We start from the raw sequence: 26,595 nt of genomic DNA, 5'->3' as shown, positions 1-26,595 counted from the left end.
TTACGCCATATACGAGTCCTGCCGCTTTACGCCAAATACGAATCCTGCCGCTTTATGCCAAATACGAATCCTGCCGCTTTATGCCAAATACGAATCCTGCCGCTTTATGCCAAATACGAGTCCTACCGCGTAATACTAATAAGAGCTCTCTCATTACATTTAATAAACGACCTTACTTAATTAAAAAAAACGCAATAAAAAACAAAAAATAACACGCTACTGAAATTAATTTTGAAAAAGTTTAATGAAAGTTCCTAGACTTGCTTTCAAAGCCTTGCAATAACTGGCTTTGGTCAATCAGCCTACCTGCAATAACATGAATAACCTCCCCTTCCTTTTCTAAAATTCCTTTAACTTCTAATAACTTTGCTCCCAAATAAGCCTGCTTTTGAGCCCGCGCAGTGCCAGCCCATACCACAACATTAATATTTCCCGTATCATCTTCAAGAGTAAAAAAAGTCACGCCCGCTGCGGTTCCAGGAGACTGCTTGCCTGTGACAACGCCTATTACAGTGACCAAGCTTTTATGCTGTTTTTTACAAAGCGCATTCATGCGCGTAAACGCACTCAGTTTGCCTTGCTCATCCAGTAAAGTGATAGGGTGTTTATTCAAGCTAACCCCAGTTGATGTCTGATCTTCCAATAAATCCTCAAATGCGCTTGGCGTTTGAATCTGCGAGGTTTGCAGCAATGGCAGGTCACTAAAGAGCGGCAGTGTCGCTTCTTGGTTCATCAACTGCCATCGAGCTTGATATCTATTATCGCTAAACTGTTTTAACGCATTGGCCGATGCAAGACGCTCAAATGTGCCTTTATCTACCCCTAACTCACACAAGCTCTGGATACTGGTAAAACCCTGTTTAGGACGTTCATCCACTATCAAGATTGCCATTGTTTGATTCAGCCCTTTCACTATTCTAAGCCCTAATTGAATCGCCCATTGCCCTTCAAACTGGCAAACCGTATGGTCATAACTTGATTGATTCACGCAAACCGGAAGAATTGTGACGTGGTGACGCTTTGCATCCTGAAGCAGCTGCGACGCGCTATAAAACCCCATCGGCAAACTGTTGAGTAAAGAGGTATAAAACATGGCCGGATAATAATATTTAAGCCAAGAAGACGCATACGCCAGCACAGCAAAAGAGGCAGAATGACTTTCAGGGAAACCATATTCTCCAAATCCACAGATCTGCTCAAAAATACGCTCCGCAAACTGATACTCATAGCCTCGCTCAGTCATACCTGTCAGTAACTTATCTTTAAACTGCATCAGCTCACCGGTTTTTTTCCAAGACGCCATTGCCCGCCTTAACTGGTCAGCTTCTCCCCCTGTAAATCCAGCTGCCACCATAGCTAGCTTGATCACTTGCTCTTGAAAAATAGGCACTCCCAAAGTCCGTTCCAAAACAGCTTTAACCGCCTTAGATGGGTAAGAGATTTTCTCTTCACCACGACGACGCTTTAAATAAGGGTGCACCATATCACCTTGAATTGGACCTGGTCGCACAATGGCAATTTGTACGACCAAATCATAATAACAACGAGGCCTTAACCTCGGGAGCATGCTCATCTGCGCACGAGATTCAATTTGAAATACCCCCACAGTGTCTGCTTTTTGTATCATCTCATAGACTTTGGGGTCATCTTGTAACCGAGTCAGTTTTGCAATACTCAAACATTGCTCGGTGTGTTTTTTAACTAACTCAAATGTTTTTCTAATCGCGCTGAGCATACCCAGTGCCAATACGTCCACTTTTAGCAGGGCGAGGCTTTCTAAATCGTCTTTATCCCATTGGATCACAGTACGCTCAGGCATAGATGCATTTTCAATCGGAACCAGATCATGCAAAGGACCTGCAGAAATCACAAAGCCACCCACATGCTGGGATAGATGTCTTGGAAATCCCATTATTTCATTGACCAGCTCAATAAACTGCGCACCTTTTAACGAGTCTGGCTCAAGCCCCAATTCAACAATTTGCGCCTGCCAATTCAGCCCTCGGTCACGGCGATTAACATTTTTAATAAAATATGTCAGTTGCGACTCGCTTATTCCCAGCGCTTTGCCCACATCGCGCACTGCGCTTTTAAAGCGATAAGTGATCACTGTCGCAGCCAATGCGGCTCGTTTTCGACCATATTTTTGATAAATATATTGAATCACTTCTTCGCGCCTTTGATGTTCAAAATCAACATCAATGTCCGGCGGCTCATTTCGCTCTCGACTAATAAAACGCTCAAAAAGAACTGCCACTTGCCGAGGGTCAACCGCTGTGATCTCCAAGCAATAACACACGACTGAATTCGCCGCAGATCCTCGCCCTTGATATAAAATACCCTGTGCTTTAGCAAACATCACAATGTCATAAATCGTCAAAAAAAAGTACGGATAATCGAGCTCTTCTATTAAATCCAATTCTTTTTCTATGGTCAGGGCAATGTCTTTTGGCACCCCTGTTGCAAACCGGCGCTTAACCCCCTGTTCAACCAACTCACGCAGATAATCCATCGCCGATTGGCCTTTTGGTACTAACTCGCTCGGATACTGATACCGTAATTCATCCAGACTGAACTCACATAGCTGGGCTATTTTGTTGGTTTCAGCCAGCCATTGCGGCTTAAATAACTTCGCGATTTTGTCTTTTGCACGCATCGCGCGCTCACAATTAACCAATAACTCTGCTTTGCTTTTTTCAACACTTTGATTTGCTTTGATAGCTCTTAAAACATCTTGTAGTGGCTTTCTTTTTGCAACATGCATGAGCACAGCCCCCACCGCACACACAGGCAAATCAAACTGCTCAGAGAGCATTTCGCAGTGCTGGGTATATCGTTTTTCAAGATTGCTTAGCTCTCTTTGAACACCAATCCAAGTGCGTTTTTGGTGATGGCGAGTAAGTAATTTTCCCCACTCCTCATCTGCTTTATTACCTGTCGGCAACCACAAAATAAAGCAGTGTTTTAATGACAATAAATCCCACTTTTCAAGTTGATATTCTCCTTTGCTCGCTCGGCGTCTGGCATTGCTAATCACTCGGCATAACTCGCTGTAAGCGACTTTACTTGGACAAAGCAATACGACCCTGAGCGACTCAAAACGCAGCACACTACCCACAATTAACTTTAAATTAAGCTCAGTGTTTTTAATTAAGGTATGTGCTCGAACGACACCCGCTAATGAACATTCATCGGTGATCGCCAACGCTGAATATCTTAGAAAATGCGCTTGCTTGACAAGCTCTTCAGGGTGAGAGGCTCCCTCCAAAAAAGAAAAGTTGCTCTGGCAAAAAAGCTCTGAGTATTGCATCAGCTAAATATCCCATGTATGAACCAGCGCTTTTGCCTATCTCTGAACACCCACAGCTGTCTAAATTGCATGTCTTGTGCAACAAAATAATCCCGTTCAATGTCATCACCATCCCACCAGCCAGTAGAGATCCGCTCAGGTCCTTGAAGTAAAACAACCTTATCATTGAGCGGTTGAATGTCATTGAGCAACAAGTTGGGTCTAAACAGCGGTGCGGTATGCTTAGATGGCTTTACTGATGCTGTATGTAAAACGGGTTCACTTCGAACTGTGGCGTACTCAGGGCGAGCATCAGATGTAGTTTGAATACCAAATACGGACTCTTCGCCGAGTTTTGCTTGTAGCATAGAAAGCAAGTCAGCACGTGTCATAGTGCCAACGCGCTCAGAAAATAAGTCATCACTGTGCGCCGGAGGCTCACAGAATGAGTCCACCTTTAAAGCCACAGCTTGTAACGGCGCTGATAATTGCGTGCGCGTTAATACCAACTGACATAACTCTTGCCATTTTTGTGCTCGATACTCTCCATGTGCACAGCCGATGGTTAAACAAAGCGGCTCTATATCTCGTTGTATTAATACTAATGCGATCGATGATGTCAGCTTATCGCGCAATTTTAAAAATACTTCTAGCTGTTTTAGTAATTTAAATAGAGGCTTTATCAGATAATCGAGATTTTCTAATTCATACAACAAGGTGACCTCTCGTTCAAATACCTCAGGTGGCTGATAAAACTCGACCGGGTGATGCAGCTTGCCTTGCAGTCGGCCAATATACTGCACCAATTCATTATCAAAACGCCGCCCCAGTTCAACCAAAGGGAGTTCAAAGAGGGCTTGCACTGTGTGTATACCAACTCGATTAAGTTGTTGCTTTTGACGTTCACTCAATGAAAGCGACGAAATAGGTAATTTACCAAGCTCAGTTGCCAGTTGTACTCGGTCGTCACAAAGCCGATTAAAACCCGATTGTGCGAGTAACTGAGCCGCCAGTGGTGAATAACCGAAGCTGTAGTGATACTGAACATTTTGCGTTTCAAGGCGGGTTTTAATAAGTTGCCAATAATGTGCTAAATCAGTATGTAAAGACAGCATGTTAGACACTTTGAGAAGTAAACCACAGGGCGTCGAAATATGAATTTCAGCGGTATCTAAATACAACCACTGAGCCAGCTCTAGCAGTCGCTTTTGCTCATAACAGGCTTTAAATTCATACACATTTAATGACGTACTCATTGATGAAGCGGCGCCAAGCCCCATCCCTTGCTTCACACCAAGTTCATGAGCTGACACATCTAATTGCACAACCGTATTGTTACTACCGGACACAATAATGGTCGGTGGGAGCTGTTCATCTTGAGCTAACAAACCATCTAACTGTAACTGAGGAAAATATAAATAAAGCCAAAGCACCGTAATTACCTGCTACCACTGTGCTTAAACGGCAATACCTGCCCATGCACAGGCTCAAAATGGCTAACAAGTTGCGGCCAAAGTAATGACCATGCAAGCATCATGTTAGGCTTTGCCCATCCCCCTTTTAACTTATTTACTTTGATATTTAACCCTGTAGAGCTAGGTACCAGCTGCATAGACAAACTGACAGGCAGTGCGCCACCTTGCACCATGCTATGACGTAACAGGCAACACATGCTTTGCCCAGTTTGCGCACTCAATAACAATCGTTTTGCTTGATGGATCTGTACTTCTTGGTGCCATAACAGCACACTGCTGCACACGCCACTTTTTAAACATTGCTCAGCCGCCCAAAGCGCTTCAATAGGATTGGAGGTGGTCACCCCCCATATTAATTCTGTAGATATATTTTGATGCATCAATGCATGTGCATTCACATTAGCGGGCGGGTTTATCATCACACACAAACGTGTTCGCGAACGAATAAAAGGCAATAGTAACTGCAGCTCACCAATGCCTGTTTCGCTTTGCATATCCACTACTCCAGGGAAAGGAAAGCCACCATCAAGGTGATTATCTAAGGCCTCATAGCCTGTGCTGTGCTTTTCACTCACGCATTGAGACAAGGGCGCATTATCGGTGCCTTGCCAAACAAGGTTCTGATGCTGTAAAAAATCAATTAAATTGGCCATATCACACACTTTGCTGTATATATATACAGTATTATAGATCATAACTAAAAGTGCAAGTATGATCATTTTTTATCATTCACCGCTAAACTCAAGTGAGTGTCACTGATGTGTGAAGTGGAGATGAGGAGTGAATATGTGTGGCCGACTCAATATCACTGACGACCCATTTGTGATCCAAATTCTATTGGATTTAGGCATTGAAAACCCAGCAGAAAAAATACAGTTTTCACGCTTCAAACGGGCGACAGATAAGATAAGTATCCTATATCAAGAAAATAATCAGCGTCAGCTCAGCGATGCCATTTGGTGGTTGTTACTATCAGAAACGGCGACAGGATTTAAACCTTCAAAATATACGTCTTTTAACAGCCGGTACGATAAGCTCAATGTGAAAGGCAGCGCTGCATACCATTCATATAGGTACCACCGCTGCATTGTGATTGCAAAAGGGTTTGGTGAAACCCAATATAGACATGGAAAACCAATCCACTATCATGACTTTCAAGCGTATAATGCAGCATTGTGCTTCGCTGGATTATATAAAAAGTGGCTGCATCCAATGACAGGCGAATACACTTTTTCTTGTTCAATTATTACTCTTCCACCTCACCCCAAGCTCACACATTTTCACGATAAAGCCAGTCCATTGATATTGCCACAACAGCCTGAACTCCTTAATAAATGGTTAGATAAGCGCTATCATGAAGTCAGTGCATTTTCCCACCTACTTATACCCTCTCTGCCACAAACACTCATTGCTCAGCAAATTGATAAACCAAGTTTGTATAACCCAGTTAGCGAAAAAATTTTTATAGAACCTGATAGATAGCATCTCTTTACTGTATAAAAAACATACTCACCATAAAAAAAACAATACTAAATCAGTATTTTTATTTTAAATTTAGAATAAATACTAAATATTTTATTTAACCTACCGACAAGTGCTTTGAAATTACAACTAAATAAGGAAAGGAAAATGAAAATTAAGCCTTTAGTGCTTGCTTTGGTCAGTATATGTAGCTGTCAATCTTATGCTCAATCAGTCGCCCACCTTAACTTTGAACAGTCTCTGGAGAATATAAAAGTAAACTATGGCGATGTGACGTCGATTACTAGGACAAATATCAGCCCGATATCTGGCGAATACAGCTTGCAAGTAAACGCACAAAGTCATTTTGAAATTGAGCGAGCGTTCGAGCTTAATCAAACATTTGTACAATCGACGCCATTCAAAGTCAGCTTTGACGTGCAGCTACCAGCGCTTGCACATGCGCAATTTGCTCAAGACATTTTATTCTATACCTCATTTACCATTGAGTTTAGTGATGGCAGCGAAATGCAAGTCTATGGCTCTGACGCACATGTTATCCCGCCACAAGCGCAAAGCATTCACTCTTTTGATGCTAAAACCACATTGCCAAAAGACAAAAAAATCAAACAAGTGTCCGTGCAATGGAGCATGCATCTACTCGAAGAAATGCCCGTCATCCTTGATAATATTTCAGCCATATTGGGTGAAAACCAAGGTGAAACCAGTACGGTGATCACCCACTTCCCAATTCAGGGTGACTTTGAGTCTGCTACACAGGCGCAGTTGAATCAGCATTTCAGTGGTGCTCCCTCACTCATTCACCATCCAACGACATCAGGTCAAAATGCGGTGCAAATTAATGCAGATGACAATGGCCGTTTTAAATTGAAATTTGAAAAAAATAATCTGTTTATTGTCCATTCAACACCTGAATATCTAGCCACATATATCACTGTACATAACCCTGGCAATGAATCACTTGCAGTCAATTTTTCTGGTCGAGCAGACTACACCAAAGCGTTTTCAGGGGCTGCGAATACCATCGCAAACTACAACACACTTGAACTCGCTGCAAACGAAACAAAACGCGTGCCTTTGGTGCTCGATTTTAGTGATGACTATGACACTTTAGCCATTTCATCTGTATATTTTGAGATTGAATCAAACGATCTCATTGTGATCGATGACATTGATATGTACAGTGCATCGACAAAAGTTGACGGGGCCATGCATCAGGTATTGAATGATTATGAATCTGGCCAAATTGATTTCACAACACGCTACCCGGATGACGTCTCAATCGCCATTAACCAAGACGCACCACTTTATGGCAACAAGAGCCTTGCACTCTCTCTATCACCATGGCGACAAGCAAGCTACTCACATTTTATCCCTTGGGGCCAAGCGGTGTTTGCAAGTCAGATCCACACGCAATTAGACCTCAATGCCACCCAAGCTGAGTATGGGAAACCAATCCAAGTGTGTACGGATATTTATTACCATGGCGGGGAACGTACGTCATTTTGTGAAGAGCGCATATTAGGTAATGGCAGCTTCCAAATAAACGAGCTATATCAGCTTGACCAGAGTAAAGCACTATATCGTTTACTAGTTAGAGTCAGATCATTTAGTAGCTCACCAGCTGAGGTAAATATTGATAATTTCTCATTAAAATACTGGCGTCATTTTCAATAAGTCTAGGTACTGAACAGGCAACACACGTAAAGATTTTGATATTTAAAAACAAAAAGCGGCACCGTAAGGCGCCGCTTTTTTTTAGCAAATTTCATTTCTTAACACGATAAATTCAAATTAACTTTGACTTATCGTACCCGCAACCACTTACACAATTGTGCAAAAATGCCTCTTGCCAATTTGAACTGAGTCCTCAATGGGCAAGTTAACGTTCTTGTTATTCAATTAAGCGAGTTTGTGATTTTTAGTTTTAACTTTATTTGCAAAATCCTTTTACTTTGCAACTTTGTAAAAGTACGCGGAAAATACAATTACCAGCTAAAAATACCCAAAATTGACGACAAACACAAGCAAACAAGGACCAAATAAAAAATAAAAATTGTTTATAAATAAAATAATAAAACTCAAATTTTCATAACCTTACAAACATATTTCCGCATTTTACAAGTCTAAAAAAAGACCTTAGACATAATTTTGCCATGTTTCTGACAACGCAGTTTCACTTTTGGGAAATACACTGCTTTTTGTCAAGCAGGAAGCACCCCACCTACATATCTCTAAGGGCCAAATCAACAGGGAGGACGAACAATAATTTTTTAGGAATTACAATGAAGCAATCTAAATTAGCATGCGCAAGCATACTTTTAGGGAGTATGAGTTTACATACCGTCGCCGCCCCTGAAGTACCTTATAAGCAGTGCCAATCCAACTTTAGCTACCAACTTGCTCGCTATCAAGGCACTACAGATAAGAATAATAGTAATAGCCAGTGGTGTTATTTAAAACAAGCTATCGATGGGCAAACTTGGGGCAATGTTCGCACTGAAACCATCCCAGAATTCAAAACAGTATCTGGAAAGTCATGCCTAACACCTTCCATATTTCAAGGTGAGCGCTTTTATGGGTGTGCGACCATTAACAATGATGAGCCATGGTGTTATACCGATGAACAAGGAAGTTGGGAAGCATGCGCTCCCGTTGAAAATGAACCGCTGTTATCACATACCCATCCTCAAGCAAGTAAACGTTTAGACAGAGTTGCACTGGGCTCGTGCTTTAAAACCAAAGGCGATATGCCTCAAGCGCTGGCTAAATTAATTTCACATCAGCCAGATTTATTTCTTTGGTTAGGTGACAACATTTATGCCGATACCACAGATATGGATACCATGCGGCAAAAATATGATGATAAAAAACGTAACATCGATTATCAAAAATTTTTGGCTGCTCAAATTCCTGTCATGGCAACATGGGACGATCATGATTACGGCGCGAATAACGACGGTAAACATTATCCTCAGCGTGTCGCCAGCCAAAAAGAATATCTTCGCCACTTTGATGCACCAGCAAATGATCCAAGGTTAAATGGTCAAGCTGGTGTTTACGAAGCAAAAATGCTTGGACCTGCAAATGAGCGTACCCATGTGATCACTTTAGATGCCCGTTATTTCCGCTCACCGACATTTACTAACTATGGTACGTGTGAAGGAGATAAAACCACCATATTAGGTGAGCAGCAATGGCAATGGCTTGAGCAACAGCTCAATACGCCGTCTGAGATAAAGCTCATCGCCAGTGGTATTCAGTTTTTACCACCGCTTTATCAAGGCCGCAGTCGAGACAAATATTGTGCATATGGTGATGGACAACAATTCGAACAAGCCATTGCTGAGCTGAATGAAACAGGCCTGTCGGGCACCAGCTACGAATCATGGGCAGAGGTGCCAACAGAGCGTGCTAAACTACTGCGTTTAGTACAAAAATCGATAAATTCAGGCAAGACCAAAGCGGTTATTTTCCTCTCCGGCGATCAGCATTGGGGTGAGTTGTTACAAAAAACAATTCCCAAAAGCGCAGAACACGGCGATGCTGTCACCGTCTATGAAGTGACCGCTTCAGGTTTTGGTCAAAATTGGCCATATCACATTGAAAACCCGTTAAGACTCCCTGTTTACGCGGATACCAAAGGCAATGGCCAATATGACCAAGCGTGTCAATTCCCATTTACTTATGGCGGAACCACCTACCGAGGCTGTACCACAAAAGATCATGACCAGCCTTGGTGTTACACCCAAGTGGATGACAATGGTAAAGGTATTGCTGGAGAATGGGGAAACTGTGCGCCTTCAGGTGCCACTATTCCTACAGGTCAAGTGGGTATTGTGAGTGATAACGTCAGTAACTTAACCACCAGCGACAGGCATCTGATTAATAAGTCGGGTAGCAACTATGGTATGGTTGATATCGACTGGCAAAACAAACAAATTAAACTGTCGATTCAGACCACTGAAGAAGAAGCCGTATCGACCATCATCAACTTCTAATACATAAAAAAGCTCCCATCACGGGAGCTTGAATCCTTGGCACTTTAACCTGCCCCCTATTCACTTGCACTTTCTGCTAACTTGTAAAGGTAAAGTGCTTTTACACTGGCAATTGCCATCGCAATGAACAACACAGCGCCACTGCCCCAATCAAGTAGTACACCACCAACAAGTGGCGCAAATGCAAAGCCCAATGAACATAAACCTGCCGCGCCAAAATAACTCGCTTTTAAATGGGACGGTGCCATACGGTCAATAGAAATATTGATATTTGAAAACATAATGGCTTCACTGAAACTCAATACTGCGATAGCACCAATCCAGCCCCAAAAGCCATAAACGGGATTTATCGCCATCATCACTTGCGATAAAACCAAAATACCACCGCCACAATATAAGCGAGACTGAATACTCCAATTGCGCATCACATGTAATAAAGGGAATTGGAAAATAACAATGACCAGTGAGTTGGTAATAATCAAACTTGAAACCAGTACTGCAAGTTCAGGAACCTCAGCGCGAGTCAGATACTGAACTAAGCTTGAATCGCCCTGCCCATAAACCAAATACACCAAGAATGTCGCCAATAAAACCCATAAAAAACGCGTGTCTTGACGCAAAATAGCAAGCCAAGATTTAAAGCTTGGTACATGAGCTTGCTGCGCACTGTCCTCGTTTTTCACCGCACCTGATTGCTTTAAAATTAATGCCAGTAACAGTCCTAAGTACGCAAATGCAGTGTAAATAAAGCTAAACTGTTCCCCATTGAGTCCAGCCCATAGACCAAACAGAGGGCCAATTGCTGCGCCCACATTCACTAAAAAGTACAGTAAATGCAAGGCAAGCTCCCTATCTTGGCCATTGCTGAGTTCATCACTTAACAGTGCTTTACTGGGCGCATCCCACAATGTTCTGGGCATACATGCAAAAAAAACAGCGAGGCAAAATGCCCATAGTTGCTCTGCTAATGCTAAGGCTGTAAAAGCGAGCACACCAACGCTGGCTGCCGTGTATAACAACGCAAACCGACCAAACCTATCCGCTAGATTACCCGTATAAAAACCAAGTAATACCGCAAACACCGCAGATCCTGTGAGCAGTACACCGACCTCTGTGGCACTTAAACCATATTTGCTGTAAAGAATTACCGCGAGAAAAGGCCAAACCATATAGTAGCTGGCTCTCACAAAAAAATTGCCAAGTAACATAACCCATACGAGCGGCGTGAATCGACCTATTTGCGAAGAGAATTGAGTGAGTTCCATCTGAATATCCTGTTGTTTATTATTTATCTTTTACGGCCAGACTAAAACCTCAAGTTAAGTTTAGGTAAAGGTGTTTTTTCGTTTTTTCTAAAAAAATTCCCCCGCAGATTAACAAACGGGGGAATGCGCTTTTACATACGGCTTTTAACTTTATTCGTGGCAGTCGCTGTCGCGGGGTCATCGGGCCAAAAATGCTTGGGGTACCTGCCCTTCATTTCCTTTTGTACGTCTTTGTAGCTTGATTGCCAAAAGTGTGCGAGATCTTGCGTCAATTGCAACGGCCTTTGTGCAGGTGATAACAGCGCCATCAAGACGCTCACTTTCCCCTCGCAAAGTGTTGGGCTTTGCAACATCCCGTAGACTTCTTGCATTTTAACTGCCAAGCGCGCGGGCCCCTCTAATTGATATTCAACTCGGATCTGAGAACCACTAGGCACCTTAATTCTCTCTGGTAACAACGTATTTAATTGTTGCTGCTTTTGCCAATCTAGGCGAGTAAGCAAGGCATTTTTCAAATCGAGTTTTTTAAGCTGATTATACTGTTTAACCTCACTCAAAAATGGCGCTAACCACTGTGATAAATCTGCAATTAAGTCTGACTCAGTGCTGGTTGGAAATGTATCTGGACAATGCTGTGCAGCCAATTGCATGCGTATCAGCAACTGCTCAACGTCGCCATAAGCAGAGAAGATGCTTAAGCCCTTTTCTTTAATAATTGACACCCATGCCTGTGTTCTTGCTGCTTCATTTAACGGTGATGAGCTCGGCTTAGCACTGAGCACCCATTGCCCTAAGTACACTCTGTCTTGATGTAAAAACTGGGTCTGCTTTTGATCAAACTCACAAACCGTTTTTTGCTTAAATAAGTAAGGTAAAACCGCTTCAAGTAAAGTCGGTTGGAACTCAGTTGCACTAAAAATGGTTTGACCTTGTTGACCGCCCAGCTCTGCAATGGCCAAATAGTCACAATCTTGCCAAAACTCATTGTGGGCGTTTACACCCGCACCATTTGCTAAAACAAACCCATTTCCACGTCGCTTTGCCAACCTATCAGGGTAAGCGAGCGCCACAACAATGGCCAAATGCTCAAGTGCGAGCTCATTGGTCTTATACGATATATCGGCACGCTTACACCAGTATTTCAACTGCTTAGTAAATGTTTGAGGCGCATTGTGGTGCAATTGATTGAGCGCAAGGCTGAGCTCCGGCGCACATTTCACTCGGCTATCTTGTAGCGCCATAAAATAACAGGCCAATAAAGTGATGCCGGGTAGTTGTGTTTCAAGCGCTTGTACTTTGAGCAGCATATGCGCAAACCTTGGCTCACTGCCCATTTGCTGCATGCGCTTACCAAGGGTCATTAGCTTCCCTTGATTGTCAATGGCCTCCAAATCTATCAGCAATTGCTCAGCTTGCTTGCGCTGAGCATCCGTTGGCATATCCAATAATGGTAAATCAGATATCTGAGTCCCCCATACTTTGGACTCTAAAATCAGTCCACTAATATCTGAGCTCAAAATATCCGGTTTATCATGTGCATCGCGCCGCTCAAACAGTGCTTGGCTACCTAAACGATACACCACGCCTGACTCTATTCGTCCTGCACGACCCGCTCGCTGCACTGCGGATGCTCGCGAAATGGAGACGGTTTTTAGTTCAGTCACGCCCGTTTTTAAATTGAATACGGCTGCGCGGCGCTTTCCAGAGTCGACGACAACTCGGATCCCTTCAATCGTTAGTGATGTCTCAGCCACATTCGTTGTCAGCACGATTTTACGCTCACCGTCAGGTGCTGGCGCAATGGCTGCTTGTTGTGCGCTTTTATCTTGCTCACCGAATAGGGTCGCTATATGCACTTTAGGCTCGCTATCTAACACGCCTTGCAATGCATTAGCCACGTGACGTATCTCTTTTTGACCGGGTAAAAACACCAAAATACTGCCATTTTCTTCTTTTAAAGCTTGGCGTATCACCGGGGCGATTTGCATCAACCACTGGCTTTCGTCTTTGACTGGAATATATTTTTGCTCGATTGGGAAACTGCGCCCTTCAGAGCAGATCAGCGGGCATTGTAAAAATGTTTGATAACGTTCACTATCAAGCGTTGCTGACATGACTAAAATCTTCAAATCATCTCTCAGCGCTGCTTGCGTTTCTAACGCAAATGCCAAAGCCGTGTCTGCAGCCAGTGAGCGTTCATGAAACTCATCAAAAATCAGCAGATCAATACCCGTTAGCTCAGGGTCTTGCTGTATCATTCGCGTCAGCATTCCCTCAGTGACAATTTCCAACCGAGTTTGTTCAGATATTTTGACTTCTTGGCGGATCCTCAGTCCCACTTGCTGACCTAACGACTCATTCAGCTGACCTGCTAAAAATTGGGCTATATTACGGGCAGCTAAACGCCGAGGTTCCAACATCACAATGCGTTGATATTGACCTGACTTCATTAGATTAAGAGGTAACCAAGTGGATTTACCAGCACCAGGTGGAGCTTGTAATAACACGGTTTCATGGGTATTGAGGTGGTCGACTAACTCGGAAAAAACAGCTTCAATTGGGAGCACAGCGGACTCAAGTTTTTACAATTTATAGATGCAACTAGTTTATCATGCTACTAGTCTTGTTATGCCAATTTTTACGCTTAATAGCTGGTTGACGCGATCACTTGACCACTATTTATCAAGCTTCGATAGTCTTCATTTAACTGTTTAATAGACGAGTTTAACGGCTGATTAAGGCTTTGTAACCCGACCCAAGCATTGCGATGCTCTTTTTTCGCCATATATAAGCCATTATCAGCAAGTTCAATAACTTGCTCCCAACTCAAAGCATTATTCACACCATTCGTCAGTGGGTACGGCGCAAACCCGATAGAGCAAGTGACTTGAATAGGCTGCTCATTAACCACAAATGGAAAACACTCCACTTGTCTGCGAACTCGCTCTACTGCCTCTATGGCCTCATTGTGCGTCATATTCGGCATCACGATTAGAAACTCTTCTCCGCCCCAGCGGATCACCAAATCACTTTCTCGGGTGCACTGCTTTAAAATATCGGCAACCGTTTGCAGCACAATATCCCCTGCTGCGTGGCCATAGGTGTCGTTTACTCTTTTAAAGTGATCGATATCCAGCAAGCAAAATATCATTTCTTGTTTGTCGCTGTTCATAGACACGTCGGGCTTAATTTGAGCATCAATCACACTAAAAAAGTAATGACGGTTATTTAACCCTGTTAAGCTATCAGTAAAACTCAAAGCTTGCAGACGCTTATTTCGCTCCGCAAGCTCTTCTGTGCGCTCTGCAACCTGTTGTTTAAGTGTGATGAGATAACGCTTGTTTTGCCAGCGCCAATAACCAAAACCAACCACCAATGCAATTAACAACAGACCAAGTACGCCTCGCTGCTGCGCAAGATGTGCATTATCAATTTGCTGCTGGTGCTGAATAAGTTGTTGCGCTTGAAGGGTATTGTCTTTTTCCAATACGCTCAACTGCTGCTTTTGTGCCGCGAGTGAATACTGGGCCTCTAGCTGCAAAAGCTTATTGTTACGCTTTTGCAAATTAAGCGCTTGCTGAGACAATGCAAAGCGCTTTAAATACAGATGCGCTTGCTCAAAATCACCGAGCTGTGCATACGCCCCTGCTAAGATATTTTGCAACAAGGATTGCTCAGTTAAAAAGCGAGTACCAAAGGTGTCATTCAATGCCTGTTTAGCTGTATCAATGGCCAGCGCAAAATCTCCTGCTTGCAAGGCTGCCGTTGCCCCCATCAATTTATAACGGACCCGTAAATGCAAGTTACGTTTAAGTACCGGCTGCTTTACTAAGTCAGAATTGATAAGTTGACGGGCCTTTTGATACTCCCCAATACTCAAATGTGCCCAAGCTCGTGCTAACGCGAGTTTGCTTGTCAGCAATGTATATTCAGTTAATGTAGCATCACTTAAAGTCATCAGCGCTTGGCGGTAGCTGCCTTTGAGTAAATATAACGACCCCTGCCAAAGCACATACTCACCCATTAACGCGTGGGCTTTATCGGCTGCAACCTGTTTTGTTATTAAAAAATAAGCTTGGTCAAGCAGCTGCTGAGCATAGCGGAATCGTTCCAAATCCATTTCAAGCTGTGCCATCGCAAGGTAAATTTGTACTTCTAAAGTAGGTAAGTTTAGAGGTTTAGCGATATTCAGTGCATCATTATGCAAGACCAAACTGTGCTTGTAATCTCCGAAGTGTTGGCGAATTAACCCTTCTAACAATAAAGACCGCGCTTGTAAGTCTTTTGCACCCAGTTGCTTTGACTGCTCTCTGAGCACTCGCACTTGCGGTAATAAATTAAGATCATAATCTTCTTTGAGGCTATCTGTTAAATGCATCAGCATTTTTGACAAGTCTTCACGCTGTGAGGAATTGGGCTCTAGACTTATATTTGCCCAAGCCCCAAAGCTCAACACACAGCACCCCAATAAAAAGTACAGACTTTGTTTCATCGTGCTGCCTGACTCGGATACAGCATTTGCTGATTCACATATTGCCAGTCCTCAACTAGGTGATTAATAAACCCTGACTGTTGCAGCGCTTTATCCAACACGCCTTGAGCACGTAATATTTTTAAGCCGCGATTGAGCGCAGCAAAAATCATTTCGCCCTGCGGATGATTCTTGCTTACGATAAAATGACGAGAATCAGGCAACATCATTTTAATATTTTGAATAGGCACATACTCTCGGCCTTCAAAGTTGAGCAACAGATCTTGGCTGACACTAAAGTTAATAAGCATGGCATCCACAACCTCCGTTTCAACCATATTCAGCATAGTCTCCCAAGGACCTATGAAGCTCACAATATTAATATCTGTGTTATTTAAAGCACGCCAATCAACCCGCCACCTTGGATTAGCGACCACAGTTAATTGCTCTAGCTGCTCTTGTGGCAAGTTTTGCAAAGCCACATTGCGCCTAGTCACATACAAACCGGCCTCGTACTGGCCAAATTTAACCAGTGCATCACTCACATAGAGCGACCCTCTATAATTAATAATATCTTCATGCCAAACACTGCGTGCCAAAATTAGGCTATCTCCCGAAATCATATCCGAAAATTCAATGATATTTACCGACGGTTTAGGATTAAAAACCACCTCACGGGTTTCTCCTCCCAAAAACAGCGCTTGCTGGAGCAAGACCATTTCAATAATTTCAATATGGGAGCCTTTTGTCGTGGGATAAAATGATTTGACGTCCAGAGGGGAGCGGCCATTAAGAAATTCATTATAACGCTGACTGAAGTTTTCACTGCTCATAATATCAACAACTAATTGATTATGAGCATAGAGATGACACGTATATAAACTGAGTATCCCCCAGATCAGCCACTTCATGTTTACCCCGCAATTTCTTACCAACTCTTCTAAGAGTATACTAAAACCAACGGCTAAATGTTAACTTAAAGCAAACACAAAAATAAGCTTTTTTTACTACTTTATAAAATTAGACTCAATAACAAGCACATAAAAACCAAACTCATTCATTCGTCTCGTTTAATAAATATTGAAATAGATTATTGATAAGCCACTCTATCAAAGAAAACGAATTACTTTGATAGAGTGTGAGGAGAATTAGACAGAACGCGTTGCCGTTGCAGGGGAAATATTAGCTGCACTATACGCTGTAGGGATCACTGCGACTAGGCTAGCCACCAAGACACTTAAGCCTCCATAAAGAAAATACTCAAATGGTACTGAGTCCACTCGGAAAATTTCCATCAGTTTGACATTTAATAGCACAGCCATAAGACTGCCTACGATTACACCTGTGCCTGCAACCAAAATACTTTCAATAACGTAATACCTCATAATATGAGATTTACTTGCACCTAATGCTCTTCTTGTGCCAATTTGACGACGGCGTTTCATCAAGGTAAAACGTGCTTGTCCAAACACGCCTAACATAGTCAACATTATCAGCCCCACCGTCACGCTCATAAGAATAATGAGTGATGACTCCATACCCTTATAGCCTTTTTCTCGCGTGTCCTTAAACTTCTCCAGATCTGTAACAAATCGACCAGGTAGCTGCATCAGTAAGCCATTAACATCTTCCATTGCTTGTTCAAGTTGGCCTGGTTTTGCTTTAATCATAAGCTTACCTTCATTAGCATAATGATAAGTTGGCAATACGATGCTACGCTCATTCCCAGTCCAATCAGGCCATACAGCAACCAGCTCCTTGATTACACCGACAACCTGATAAGGTTGTCCATTAATATACACTGTCATACCTGCTGCCCCAGCCCAATCCTCTCGTGATATCCACTTGGCCAAGCCTTGTGTCACTAGGATTGAATTTGGACGTTCGTGGTAGTCAAGTTGCGCAATTTGTACTTCGCTATCTTCAAACCCTCGACCAGCAACGATCTCTAGACCAAGCGTATCGATAAACTCTTTTGAACCAGTATAAGTACCCGCCTGAGCGATATAACTGTCTGGATCTATCGTCGCGTTTATCGAGTCAAATAGCCCCCAGCTAGTCAGTGGGATTGAATTCACGGCAGTCGCATTATCAACACTATCTAGAGTTTGAATTGCCAATAAATCTTGTTGTATCCGCGCTGCATTTTCATCAGGGGCAACTGGAAAATTTGTTCGTAGGGAAAACAGGACTTCTTCGTCAAGACCGCTTGGCACTTTCAGCTCATGTAATTTAGATACCGCCATAAAAGAGATATTTATCAAAATAGTGAAAGCCACCGCAATTTGCATGATCAATAGCATTGGGCCGGTTTTATTCTTCCATAACGTTTTAAGTATGGGTGCGAGATCCTTCATCTTACGCTCCTATAAACTTTTAAGTTGACTGGATAATTGAACTCGAACTGCACGATAAATCGGCCAAAGTCCAAATAGTAAAGACGTCCCAACTGCAAGCAAAATAGTACTCACCATTAAGCTAAAATTCATCGTCATCACGTTTGCATGATACTCTGGGTACATCTCCGTCAAGACTGAAAGTCCCAGCTGCGCCAGTATCAAGCCTATCACTCCTCCAAAGAAACCTAGCAAAGCAGACTCATAGCCAAATTGTATTGCTATGTTTTGCTTTGTGGCACCGACAGCACGGCGTAAGCCAACTTCGCCCCCCTTGCCATGAAACTTAGTAATCATTAAGCTCATTACATTGCACAGACAGGCAAATAAAAATGCTAACGCAAAACCTATCCCGATTTTATTTTCTTCACTGACCGCCCCTTCTTCTTCTAAAAACTCTGTTACAGACATGAGTCGATTAGGTTCAGGCCGGTTAAAGCGTCCCATTTTTCTTTGCTCCTCAGTGTAATCCTCCATAAACTCGAAATATTCATGCTTTTGTTCTTCAGTTTCAAACTCTAGCCAAAGCTTTATCCAGACACATTCAGAGAGCATGACTTCTTGTAAAGTTGAGGTTGGCCCATCCCCCCAGCAATCCCAAGGCATAGACGTTGGCGAAAAGAGGTTATTTCTCATTTGTGATTCGAAAGGGACAAAGTAGGGTGAAGTCGATTTATACATTTCGTGCGCGTTGACATAAAATCTAGGTGTCGGTTGCCAGTCGTCTATGACACCCACTACTCGATACAAATGTGAGCCGACAATAACATGTGCACCAGTTGAATCAGCCCCCTGAAACAAGCGATCATTTTCTCTTTTTGATAATACGATAACAGACTCACCTTGTGTATCAGCCTCTTCACTCCAGGTTCCCCCATAAATGAAAGGCGCACCAAAAACACTAAAAAAATGACGACTCGTAGAACGGACTTCATGCAATTGTGCTGTTCTTACATCAGCATCTTCAACTCTTATCGTAGCTGCAAAGTTTGTAAAAGGGACATGTTTATCGGCTCTGTCAGCAGCGATAAGCGCCATAGTATCTCGGTAAGTCAGCATACTAGGAACGTCTGGCTCACCATTTCTTCTATGACTGATTGGCTCAGCTGGATCCCAAGCATTTAAATGCACCATAGCGACACGTTCACTTTTGTGAGGTAGAGGATTTTTACCCATCATATATCCTACCGTGATAGTGATCATGGCGGCAGCTATCCCAATGGCGATTGTACCCACCATCAATAAGCTCAGCAGAGGCGTTTTTTTCAAACTGAGCCAAGCTAACTTAAAGTAATAATTACCCATTAGCCTCCCCCTATGCAGTCATTGCAACTTTTTGCTCGCTTAGGTGGCCATCTCGTATCTCTACAATTCGACCCGCTTGCTGCGCCTGCTCCATGTCATGGGTCACCATTAAAATACTGGTGCCTTGTTTATTAATATCTTTGAGCAGAGACATAATGCCGTCTGCCATTTTTGAATCGAGATTTCCGGTCGGTTCATCGGCAAGTAAAAATGAAGGGCTGCCTGCCAAGGCTCTTGCAATCGCAACACGTTGCTGTTGGCCGCCCGACAACTGTTGAGGGTAATGAGATTTACGTCCGGCAAGACCAACCTGCTCTAACGCATTTAACACTCTTTCTGAGCGTTCTTTCGCGTTAAAATCTCGATATCTAAGCGGCATTTCAACATTGTCAAACAGATTGAGCTCTGGGATAAGGTTAAAACTCTGAAAGATAAACCCGATTTTTTGATTTCTTAGCGATGATTTTTGTTTATCAGATAATCCGGTGGTCTCTTTTTCATCTAAAAAGTATTGCCCCTCAGAGTGCTCCTCTAGCAAACCCGCAATATTTAAAAATGTCGTTTTTCCGGAACCAGAAGGCCCAACTACAGCAACAAACTCCCCTTGCTTAATCTCAAGATCAAATGGCTGCAACGCCTGTGTTTTGATCGTATCAGTGATGAAAGACTTAGCAACTCCCCGCATTTTTAACATGGCATTTCCTTTAACTCTATATTAATTACTTTACACTACTTAGCTATTACTCCTGACGCCGAAGCACAAAGAAAGCAATGCAGTAACCTGATTTTTATAGCTTTATTTATCTTCATTATTCCATTGGGACATTTAGTACCCAAAAAACAAACTGAATTTATTGTAAAACAAATCAGATAAAATAAACACAAAATTAATATAAAATTCACCAAAAAAATCAATGATACAACACGCTAAGCAGGGAATAAATTTACTAATATTTCACCATCAAAGGTAAGCAGGTAAGAAGCTCACATATAGCAAGCTTCTTGGTGGAAGTTACACAGCTCGTGTTGCTTCTGCTGGGGAGACGTTTGCTGCTCTTACTGCCGGCTGAATTACCGCAACGAAGCCTGCAACAAAAATAATAATTCCACCATATATAAGATACGGCATAGGAACTGGAGATAGTTCAAAGTGTTCAACAATTAAGTTGTTCGCCAAGATTGTCAGCACCATACCAATAGCAATACCACATACAGTTAAAACCGTATTCTCAAGGGTAAAATAGCGAATTATCTCCGCTCTGCTCGCACCAAGCGCACGTCTAGTACCTATTTGTTTTCGGCGCTTTAAAACCGCGAATCTGGCTTGACCAAAAACCGCCAGCATGGTGATGAGTGATAAGCCTATTATGACCGCCTGTAACGTCGTATAGGCCGCATTTTGTGCTTGGTAGGCAGTTTCCTTCAACTCATTCATCGATTTTAACTCATCTATATAGCGCGTTGGATCCTGCATCAACAATTCCACTACATCCCGCATACTGTTCTCGAGCTGTCCTTTATGCGCTCTGACCAGCACGTTCATATCACTCATCACGAAAATGGTAGGATAGATCACATTATTATTCTTCTGCGGCCAAAAATTCCAAGGGCCAACCAAATATTCTACGATCCCGCGAACATTTTGCGGTGATTGATCCAGATATACCGTTTTCCCAAGTGCTTTGTGCCAATCTTCGGGGTACAGTTCTTGCGCAAGCGCTTTTGTAATTACAATGTCTACAGCTCTATCTGCGGTAAAAACACTCACAACATCTTCATCGACCGGCGAAAACCCCTCTCCGGCAATCAAATTTAGTCCCATTGTGTCGATTATTTGATGCCCGCCGGTAAAAAATGCAGCTTTCGTTATATAGCCTGTCTCATTTGGGTCTACCCTAATTTCAAATCCACCACCTCGATGGGAAAGCGGAATTGAACTCACGGTTGTCACTTCTGCAACACTATCAAGTGCTCTGATTGACTCTAAGTCTCTATACAGACTTGCCACTCTTTCCTCCGTATTTTCGCCGTTGAGTGACATTTGAAATGAGAAAAGGCTATCTTCTGCTAAACCACTTGGGTTATTAAGTTCTGTGCGCTTTTCCACCATCAAATAAATCGAGTTGACCAAAATTGTAAACGTAACTGCAACTTGTAAAATAAGTAGCAACGGGGTCATTTTTGAGTGTAAAAGAGACTTGATAATGGGTTTAAGATCTTTCATTTTCGTCCCTTTTTATAAACTTTTTAACTGACTAGATGGTTGGATTTGACATGCTCTATATATTGGATAACCACCAAATAAGATACTCGTCGTAACAGACATTAATATCGTTATCATCACAAGTTCAACATTCATTGTCATCAACTGAGCATTCAAATGACTATATACTTGCGCGGTCACTGATAAGCCAATATTGGCCAGAACTAGCCCCACAACTCCACCAACAAAACCGATGATCATCGCTTCAAAACTAAACTGCCACGCAATATCCTGTTTACTCGCCCCTATAGCGCGCCTCAAGCCAACTTCAGACCCCTTACCATGAAACTTTGTCATCATTAAACTCATACAGTTCAATAAGCAAGCGATTAAGAATGCACCTGCTAGCCACACAGCAATCTTACTATCACTGCCAACGATTTTACTGTATTTAATAAACTCATTCACATCTAACACACGGTTCATTTGCTCTCTGGGAAAGCGCCCTAATTCTTGTTGCTCCATCGCATAATTATTTACAAAGTTTAAGTAATCGCCGCGTTGTTCTGCCGAGTCTAATTCAACCCAAAAATACAGCCAGACACATTCTGAATTAAGCACAGAGCTCAGCTCACTTAAGTCATAGCTGCCCCAGCAATACATACTGGTATCTTTTGTCGATAACCATTCATTATTTATCTGAGCACGAAAAGGAATAAACATATCTCGAGCTTCCGCAAACATTTCTGGCCCCTCTAGATAGAACCTGGGTATTAATGGCCAATCATCCAAAACCCCCACCACACGATGCAAACGACCACTAATTAATACTTCTTTACCTATAGAATTCTGCCCGTCAAATAATCTCTCATTGCGCTGTTTTGATAAAATCACCACTTGTATCCCTTGTTCATCATCAAGTGACGTCCATGGAGCGCCATATAAAAAAGGCGCTTCGAACATGTCAAAAAACTCACGCGTTGTAGGCCTGATATAGGTAGATATAGCTTCATTAATAGGCTGTGTAGAGCTGCGTGCCATTGCTTTATGGCTGCTAATAATGGTCTGATTCACGCCAGCTTTTTGCCTATATAAATTCATCGCATCTTGGTATGTGACGAACACAGGAATATCTTCCTTACCATCTCGCATCCGAAACATTTGCTCCTGACTCCATGAGCTTAAATGCACCGTGAACAAGCGGTCGCTCTTACTTGGAATAGGGTCCTTATTCATCATGTAGCTGACTGTATAAGTAATCATGGTTGCTGCAATGCCGACTGAAATCGTCGCAATCATCAAAAAGCTTAAAAGAGGCGTTCTTTTTAAGCTAAAAACTGCAAGCTTTATATAATAGAACAGCATACTCACTCCTAATATCTGTTAACTTTTTTTATATAACAAGACGGAAAAGCGTACTCACCAGCTAACACTGAGTTGTATGTAGGTAATAAAGTTTGACTTTGAGGCGTATTAGACGAGTTTTCAGACATGAGACTTAGCTTGTGTAACATTATTATTGTTCCTGATAATTCCTTGATTCTTTGTGAATTAATCCATTAATCCCTTATGAGTAGGTTACTCTACTTTGCTTCCAACCTCTCCCAAAATAGTAAAAATCACTTATTTGTTAAATAAAAGGTTGGAAAACAGGAAAGATACATAATAATCACCAAAAAGTCACCACATCAACCCTTCAATTGTTAATTTTCAGTTGAAAAGTAACTTTTCAGGCAAATAGTACCTAAGGTGCAATGCTGGTAAATTTAATGTTGAATAGATAAATCATGCAGCGTTTTATGCTTAGCCATTCAAATCGTCCTCCCCTGTCAGTTCGTCAGCTGAGTAACTGTGAATTGAGTTACGAGAGTACGTGCTATGGCCGATTATTAATGTTGCCCACCTGATAGTTGAGATGGTTTAAAACTTGTAAATTCGCTTTAGCCCTCAACTTTCACAACCTCAAAGCTAAGACCTGGATTGATTTAATTACTGAAATAAACCACTTTTAGATAATAAGGACGTAGAGTATGAAAGTGCGCTAGGTAACAATACAAAGCGCACATGAAGAATAATGATTAATTGTCATAACCTAAATTAGGAGATAACCACCGCTCGGCTTCTTCTAAAGACATATCACTTCTGCGAGCATAGTCTTCAACCTGATCTTTTTGAATTGCGGCAACGGCAAAGTACTTTGAATCAGGGTGTGAGAAATACCAACCTGAAACCGCAGCGCCCGGCCACATGGCATAAGAGCTAGTTAATTTCATATTGATACGGTTTTCAACATCCAGTAGCGCCCAGATTTTTTTCTTCTCTGTATGCTCAGGACAAGCAGGATAACCTGGTGCAGGACGAATACCTTGGTAATTTTCACGGATAAGTTCTTCGTTGGTCAGCGATTCACCCGCCGCAAATCCCCAGTATTCTTTTCGCACCTGTTCGTGCAAATATTCAGCAAAGGCTTCTGCTAATCTGTCAGCAACCGCTTTAACCATGATCTTGTTGTAGTCATCTTGCTGCGCATCAAACGCATCCGCTAAGTCATCCTCTTCAAGCCCCCCTGTCACCGCAAATGCGCCAAAATAATCATCTATACCTTTTGGCGCAACATAGTCTGCTAAACAATAATTCGGAAAATCCGTTTTTTCTGTTTGTTGACGTAGCTGACAAGATTTTAAAATGACTTCTGAACGAGACTCATCAGTGTAAATTTCAATATCATCATCCACACGGTTTGCAGGGAATAAACCAATGACGCCAAGCGGTTGTAATTTGCCTGTTTGCTCCAAGTCATCGAGCATGGCATTGGCATCAGCAAATAACTTTTTAGCTTCTTCACCGACAATGTCGTCTTCTAAAATACGCGGATATTTACCCGCTAAAGACCATGTCATGAAGTAAGGCGTCCAATCTATGTATTTACGCAATGTAGCAATGCTGACATCTTTAAACTCAGTAATACCCAACTTTTTAGGTTTTGGTGGGGTATAGTTATCCCAATCCAGTTTTGTCGCATTGTCACGCGCACGGGCGAGCGTCACCGGCTTTGAACGCGGCTTTTTACGCGCTTGTTGCTCACGCACTTTGACATATTCATTGGCTGTTTTCTCTAGGAACACAGGTTTTTGAGTATCACTTAGTAGGCTAGACACCACCCCAACAGCTCGGCTGGCATTGTTCACATAAATAACGCCTTTGTCATACTGAGGCTCAATCTTCACCGCAGTATGGGCTTTAGATGTGGTTGCCCCACCAATTAATAATGGAATATCAAAGCCGCGACGTGTCATTTCTTTCGCCACATGTACCATTTCATCCAGTGATGGAGTAATAAGGCCAGATAAGCCAATGACATCTGCTTTTTCATCAATGGCCGTTTGCAAGATCTTTTCAGCAGGGACCATGACACCTAAGTCAACCACTTCATAGTTATTACACTGCAACACAACCCCCACAATATTTTTACCAATATCGTGAACATCGCCTTTTACGGTAGCCATAACGATTTTACCGTTACTTGCGCCCTCTTCTTTTTCCGCCTCAATAAACGGGTCAAGATAGGCTACAGCTCGCTTCATTACACGGGCCGATTTAACCACCTGAGGCAGGAACATTTTACCGGCACCAAATAAGTCACCGACCACATTCATACCATCCATCAGTGGTCCTTCGATCACTTGGATAGGCTTATCAAAGCTTAAACGACACTCTTCTGTATCTTCATCGATATACTCAGTGATCCCTTTTACAAGGGCATGCTCTAACCTTTTCGCAACCGGCCATGTACGCCACTCTAAATCCTCTTTTTTCTCAGCTTGAGCCATACCAGAGTATTTAGGGGCAATATCCACTAAGCGCTCACCTGCATCTGGATCAGTATTGAGGATCACATCCTCAACAGCGTTTCTCAATTCAAGTGGAATATCGTCATACACCGCCAATTGACTGGCGTTGACTATCCCCATATCCATCCCAGCTTTGATGGCATGGTACAAAAAGACTGAGTGGATAGCTTCACGAACTGGGTTGTTGCCTCGGAACGAGAACGATACGTTAGACACACCGCCTGATACCTTACAGTGCGGTAGATTTTGCTTTATGCGGCGCGTGCCCTCAATAAATTCAACGGCATAGTTATCATGTTCTTCAATACCGGTGGCAACGGCAAAGATATTCGGGTCAAAGATAATGTCTTCTGGCGGGAAGCCAAGCTCATCCACAAGAATTTTGTACGAGCGCTGGCAAATTTCAAACTTACGATCTGCCGTTTCAGCCTGACCGACTTCGTCAAACGCCATGACAACAACAGCTGCACCAAAACGCTTTAATACCTTGGCCTGATGTACAAAAGGCTCTCTGCCCTCTTTCAACGAGATAGAATTTACAATGGCCTTACCCTGAATACATTTCAGACCAGCGACGATGACATCCCACTTCGAGGAGTCAACCATAATAGGCACTTTTGAGATCTCAGGCTCAGAGGCAATCAAGTTTAAAAACTTCACCATCGCCATTTTTGAGTCCAACATGGCTTCATCCATGTTGATATCAATCACCTGCGCACCGCCTTCAACTTGCTCTCTGGCAACTTCAAGCGCTGTTTCGTAATCTTCTTCTAAAATGAGGCGTTTAAATCGCGCTGATCCTGTGACATTGGTTCTTTCACCAACGTTAGTAAATACAGCAGTAGATTGCGTCATAA

Annotated in this window: 17 protein-coding genes; 4 read left to right on the top strand and 13 right to left on the bottom strand. The window is 42.6% G+C overall.

The window, feature by feature from the left end; all coding sequences use genetic code 11:
* On the top strand, positions 1–212 hold a 212-nt coding region (locus N477_RS26455), incomplete at its 5' end, for a hypothetical protein (RefSeq protein ID WP_231102116.1).
* 29 nt (positions 213–241) lie between these two features.
* Here N477_RS26455 and N477_RS09920 read toward each other — a convergent pair.
* From N477_RS09920 to imuA, 3 genes are read right to left on the bottom strand one after another with little or no spacing between them, the layout of a single operon-like run.
* The gene (locus N477_RS09920; protein ID WP_063362036.1) at positions 242–3,310 is read right to left on the bottom strand and encodes an error-prone DNA polymerase; all 3,069 of its coding nucleotides are present in this window, start codon (positions 3,308–3,310) and stop codon (positions 242–244) included.
* Complete coding sequence (locus N477_RS09915; RefSeq protein WP_063362037.1) at positions 3,310–4,722, bottom strand: Y-family DNA polymerase; 1,413 nt, start codon at positions 4,720–4,722, stop codon at positions 3,310–3,312. The genes N477_RS09920 and N477_RS09915 overlap by 1 nt, the downstream gene beginning before the upstream one ends.
* A 5-nt stretch (positions 4,723–4,727) precedes the next feature.
* A complete protein-coding gene (gene imuA / locus N477_RS09910; protein ID WP_063362068.1) occupies positions 4,728–5,417 on the bottom strand; it encodes a translesion DNA synthesis-associated protein ImuA in 690 nt (229 codons plus the stop codon).
* Between the two features lie 133 nt (positions 5,418–5,550).
* On the opposite strand from imuA, the gene N477_RS09905 reads away from it, so the two are divergent.
* The 3 genes from N477_RS09905 to N477_RS09895 all read left to right on the top strand — a co-directional run bounded on the left by N477_RS09905 (position 5,551) and on the right by N477_RS09895 (position 10,247).
* The gene (locus N477_RS09905) at positions 5,551–6,246 is read left to right on the top strand and encodes an SOS response-associated peptidase family protein (RefSeq protein WP_063362038.1); all 696 of its coding nucleotides are present in this window, start codon (positions 5,551–5,553) and stop codon (positions 6,244–6,246) included.
* Positions 6,247–6,393: 147 nt separating this feature from the next.
* Entirely contained in the window at positions 6,394–7,923 is a 1,530-nt protein-coding gene (locus N477_RS09900) for a hypothetical protein (protein ID WP_063362039.1), read from the top strand.
* 608 nt (positions 7,924–8,531) lie between these two features.
* Positions 8,532–10,247 (top strand): alkaline phosphatase D family protein, encoded by a 1,716-nt coding sequence (locus tag N477_RS09895; RefSeq protein ID WP_063362040.1) that lies wholly within the window; start codon positions 8,532–8,534, stop codon positions 10,245–10,247.
* A 56-nt stretch (positions 10,248–10,303) separates the two neighbouring features.
* Here N477_RS09895 and N477_RS09890 read toward each other — a convergent pair whose 3' ends face one another.
* The 10 genes from N477_RS09890 to metH form a co-directional block, all read right to left on the bottom strand.
* On the bottom strand, positions 10,304–11,512 hold the full coding sequence (locus N477_RS09890) for an MFS transporter (RefSeq protein WP_063362041.1): 1,209 nt from the start codon (positions 11,510–11,512) through the stop codon (positions 10,304–10,306).
* Positions 11,513–11,643: 131 nt separating this feature from the next.
* Complete coding sequence (gene hrpB, locus N477_RS09885; RefSeq protein ID WP_063362042.1) at positions 11,644–14,079, bottom strand: ATP-dependent helicase HrpB; 2,436 nt, start codon at positions 14,077–14,079, stop codon at positions 11,644–11,646.
* A gap of 77 nt (positions 14,080–14,156) precedes the next feature.
* Positions 14,157–16,004 carry a GGDEF domain-containing protein gene (locus tag N477_RS09880; protein WP_063362043.1) on the bottom strand — a complete coding sequence of 616 codons (1,848 nt, stop codon included), beginning with the start codon at positions 16,002–16,004 and terminating at the stop codon, positions 14,157–14,159.
* On the bottom strand, positions 16,001–16,894 hold the full coding sequence (locus tag N477_RS09875) for a hypothetical protein (protein WP_063362044.1): 894 nt from the start codon (positions 16,892–16,894) through the stop codon (positions 16,001–16,003). The genes N477_RS09880 and N477_RS09875 overlap by 4 nt, the downstream gene beginning before the upstream one ends.
* A gap of 237 nt (positions 16,895–17,131) precedes the next feature.
* Entirely contained in the window at positions 17,132–18,340 is a 1,209-nt protein-coding gene (locus N477_RS09870; RefSeq protein WP_063362045.1) for an ABC transporter permease, read from the bottom strand.
* A gap of 9 nt (positions 18,341–18,349) precedes the next feature.
* The gene (locus N477_RS09865; protein WP_063362046.1) at positions 18,350–19,684 is read right to left on the bottom strand and encodes an ABC transporter permease; all 1,335 of its coding nucleotides are present in this window, start codon (positions 19,682–19,684) and stop codon (positions 18,350–18,352) included.
* 10 nt (positions 19,685–19,694) lie between these two features.
* Positions 19,695–20,378, bottom strand: a complete 684-nt coding sequence (locus N477_RS09860) for an ABC transporter ATP-binding protein (RefSeq protein WP_063362047.1) — start codon at positions 20,376–20,378, stop codon at positions 19,695–19,697.
* A gap of 318 nt (positions 20,379–20,696) precedes the next feature.
* On the bottom strand, positions 20,697–21,908 hold the full coding sequence (locus N477_RS09855; protein ID WP_063362048.1) for an ABC transporter permease: 1,212 nt from the start codon (positions 21,906–21,908) through the stop codon (positions 20,697–20,699).
* A gap of 12 nt (positions 21,909–21,920) precedes the next feature.
* Complete coding sequence (locus tag N477_RS09850; protein ID WP_063362049.1) at positions 21,921–23,252, bottom strand: ABC transporter permease; 1,332 nt, start codon at positions 23,250–23,252, stop codon at positions 21,921–21,923.
* Between the two features lie 713 nt (positions 23,253–23,965).
* The gene (metH, locus tag N477_RS09845; protein WP_063362050.1) at positions 23,966–26,593 is read right to left on the bottom strand and encodes a methionine synthase; all 2,628 of its coding nucleotides are present in this window, start codon (positions 26,591–26,593) and stop codon (positions 23,966–23,968) included.
* Positions 26,594–26,595: the final 2 nt, after the last annotated feature.

The sequence above is a fragment of the Pseudoalteromonas luteoviolacea H33-S genome, from assembly GCF_001625695.1.
GTDB lineage: Bacteria > Pseudomonadota > Gammaproteobacteria > Enterobacterales > Alteromonadaceae > Pseudoalteromonas > Pseudoalteromonas luteoviolacea_B.
The sequence above is the reverse complement of the archived record's forward strand: the minus strand, read 5'-3'. Positions and strand labels throughout refer to the sequence as shown.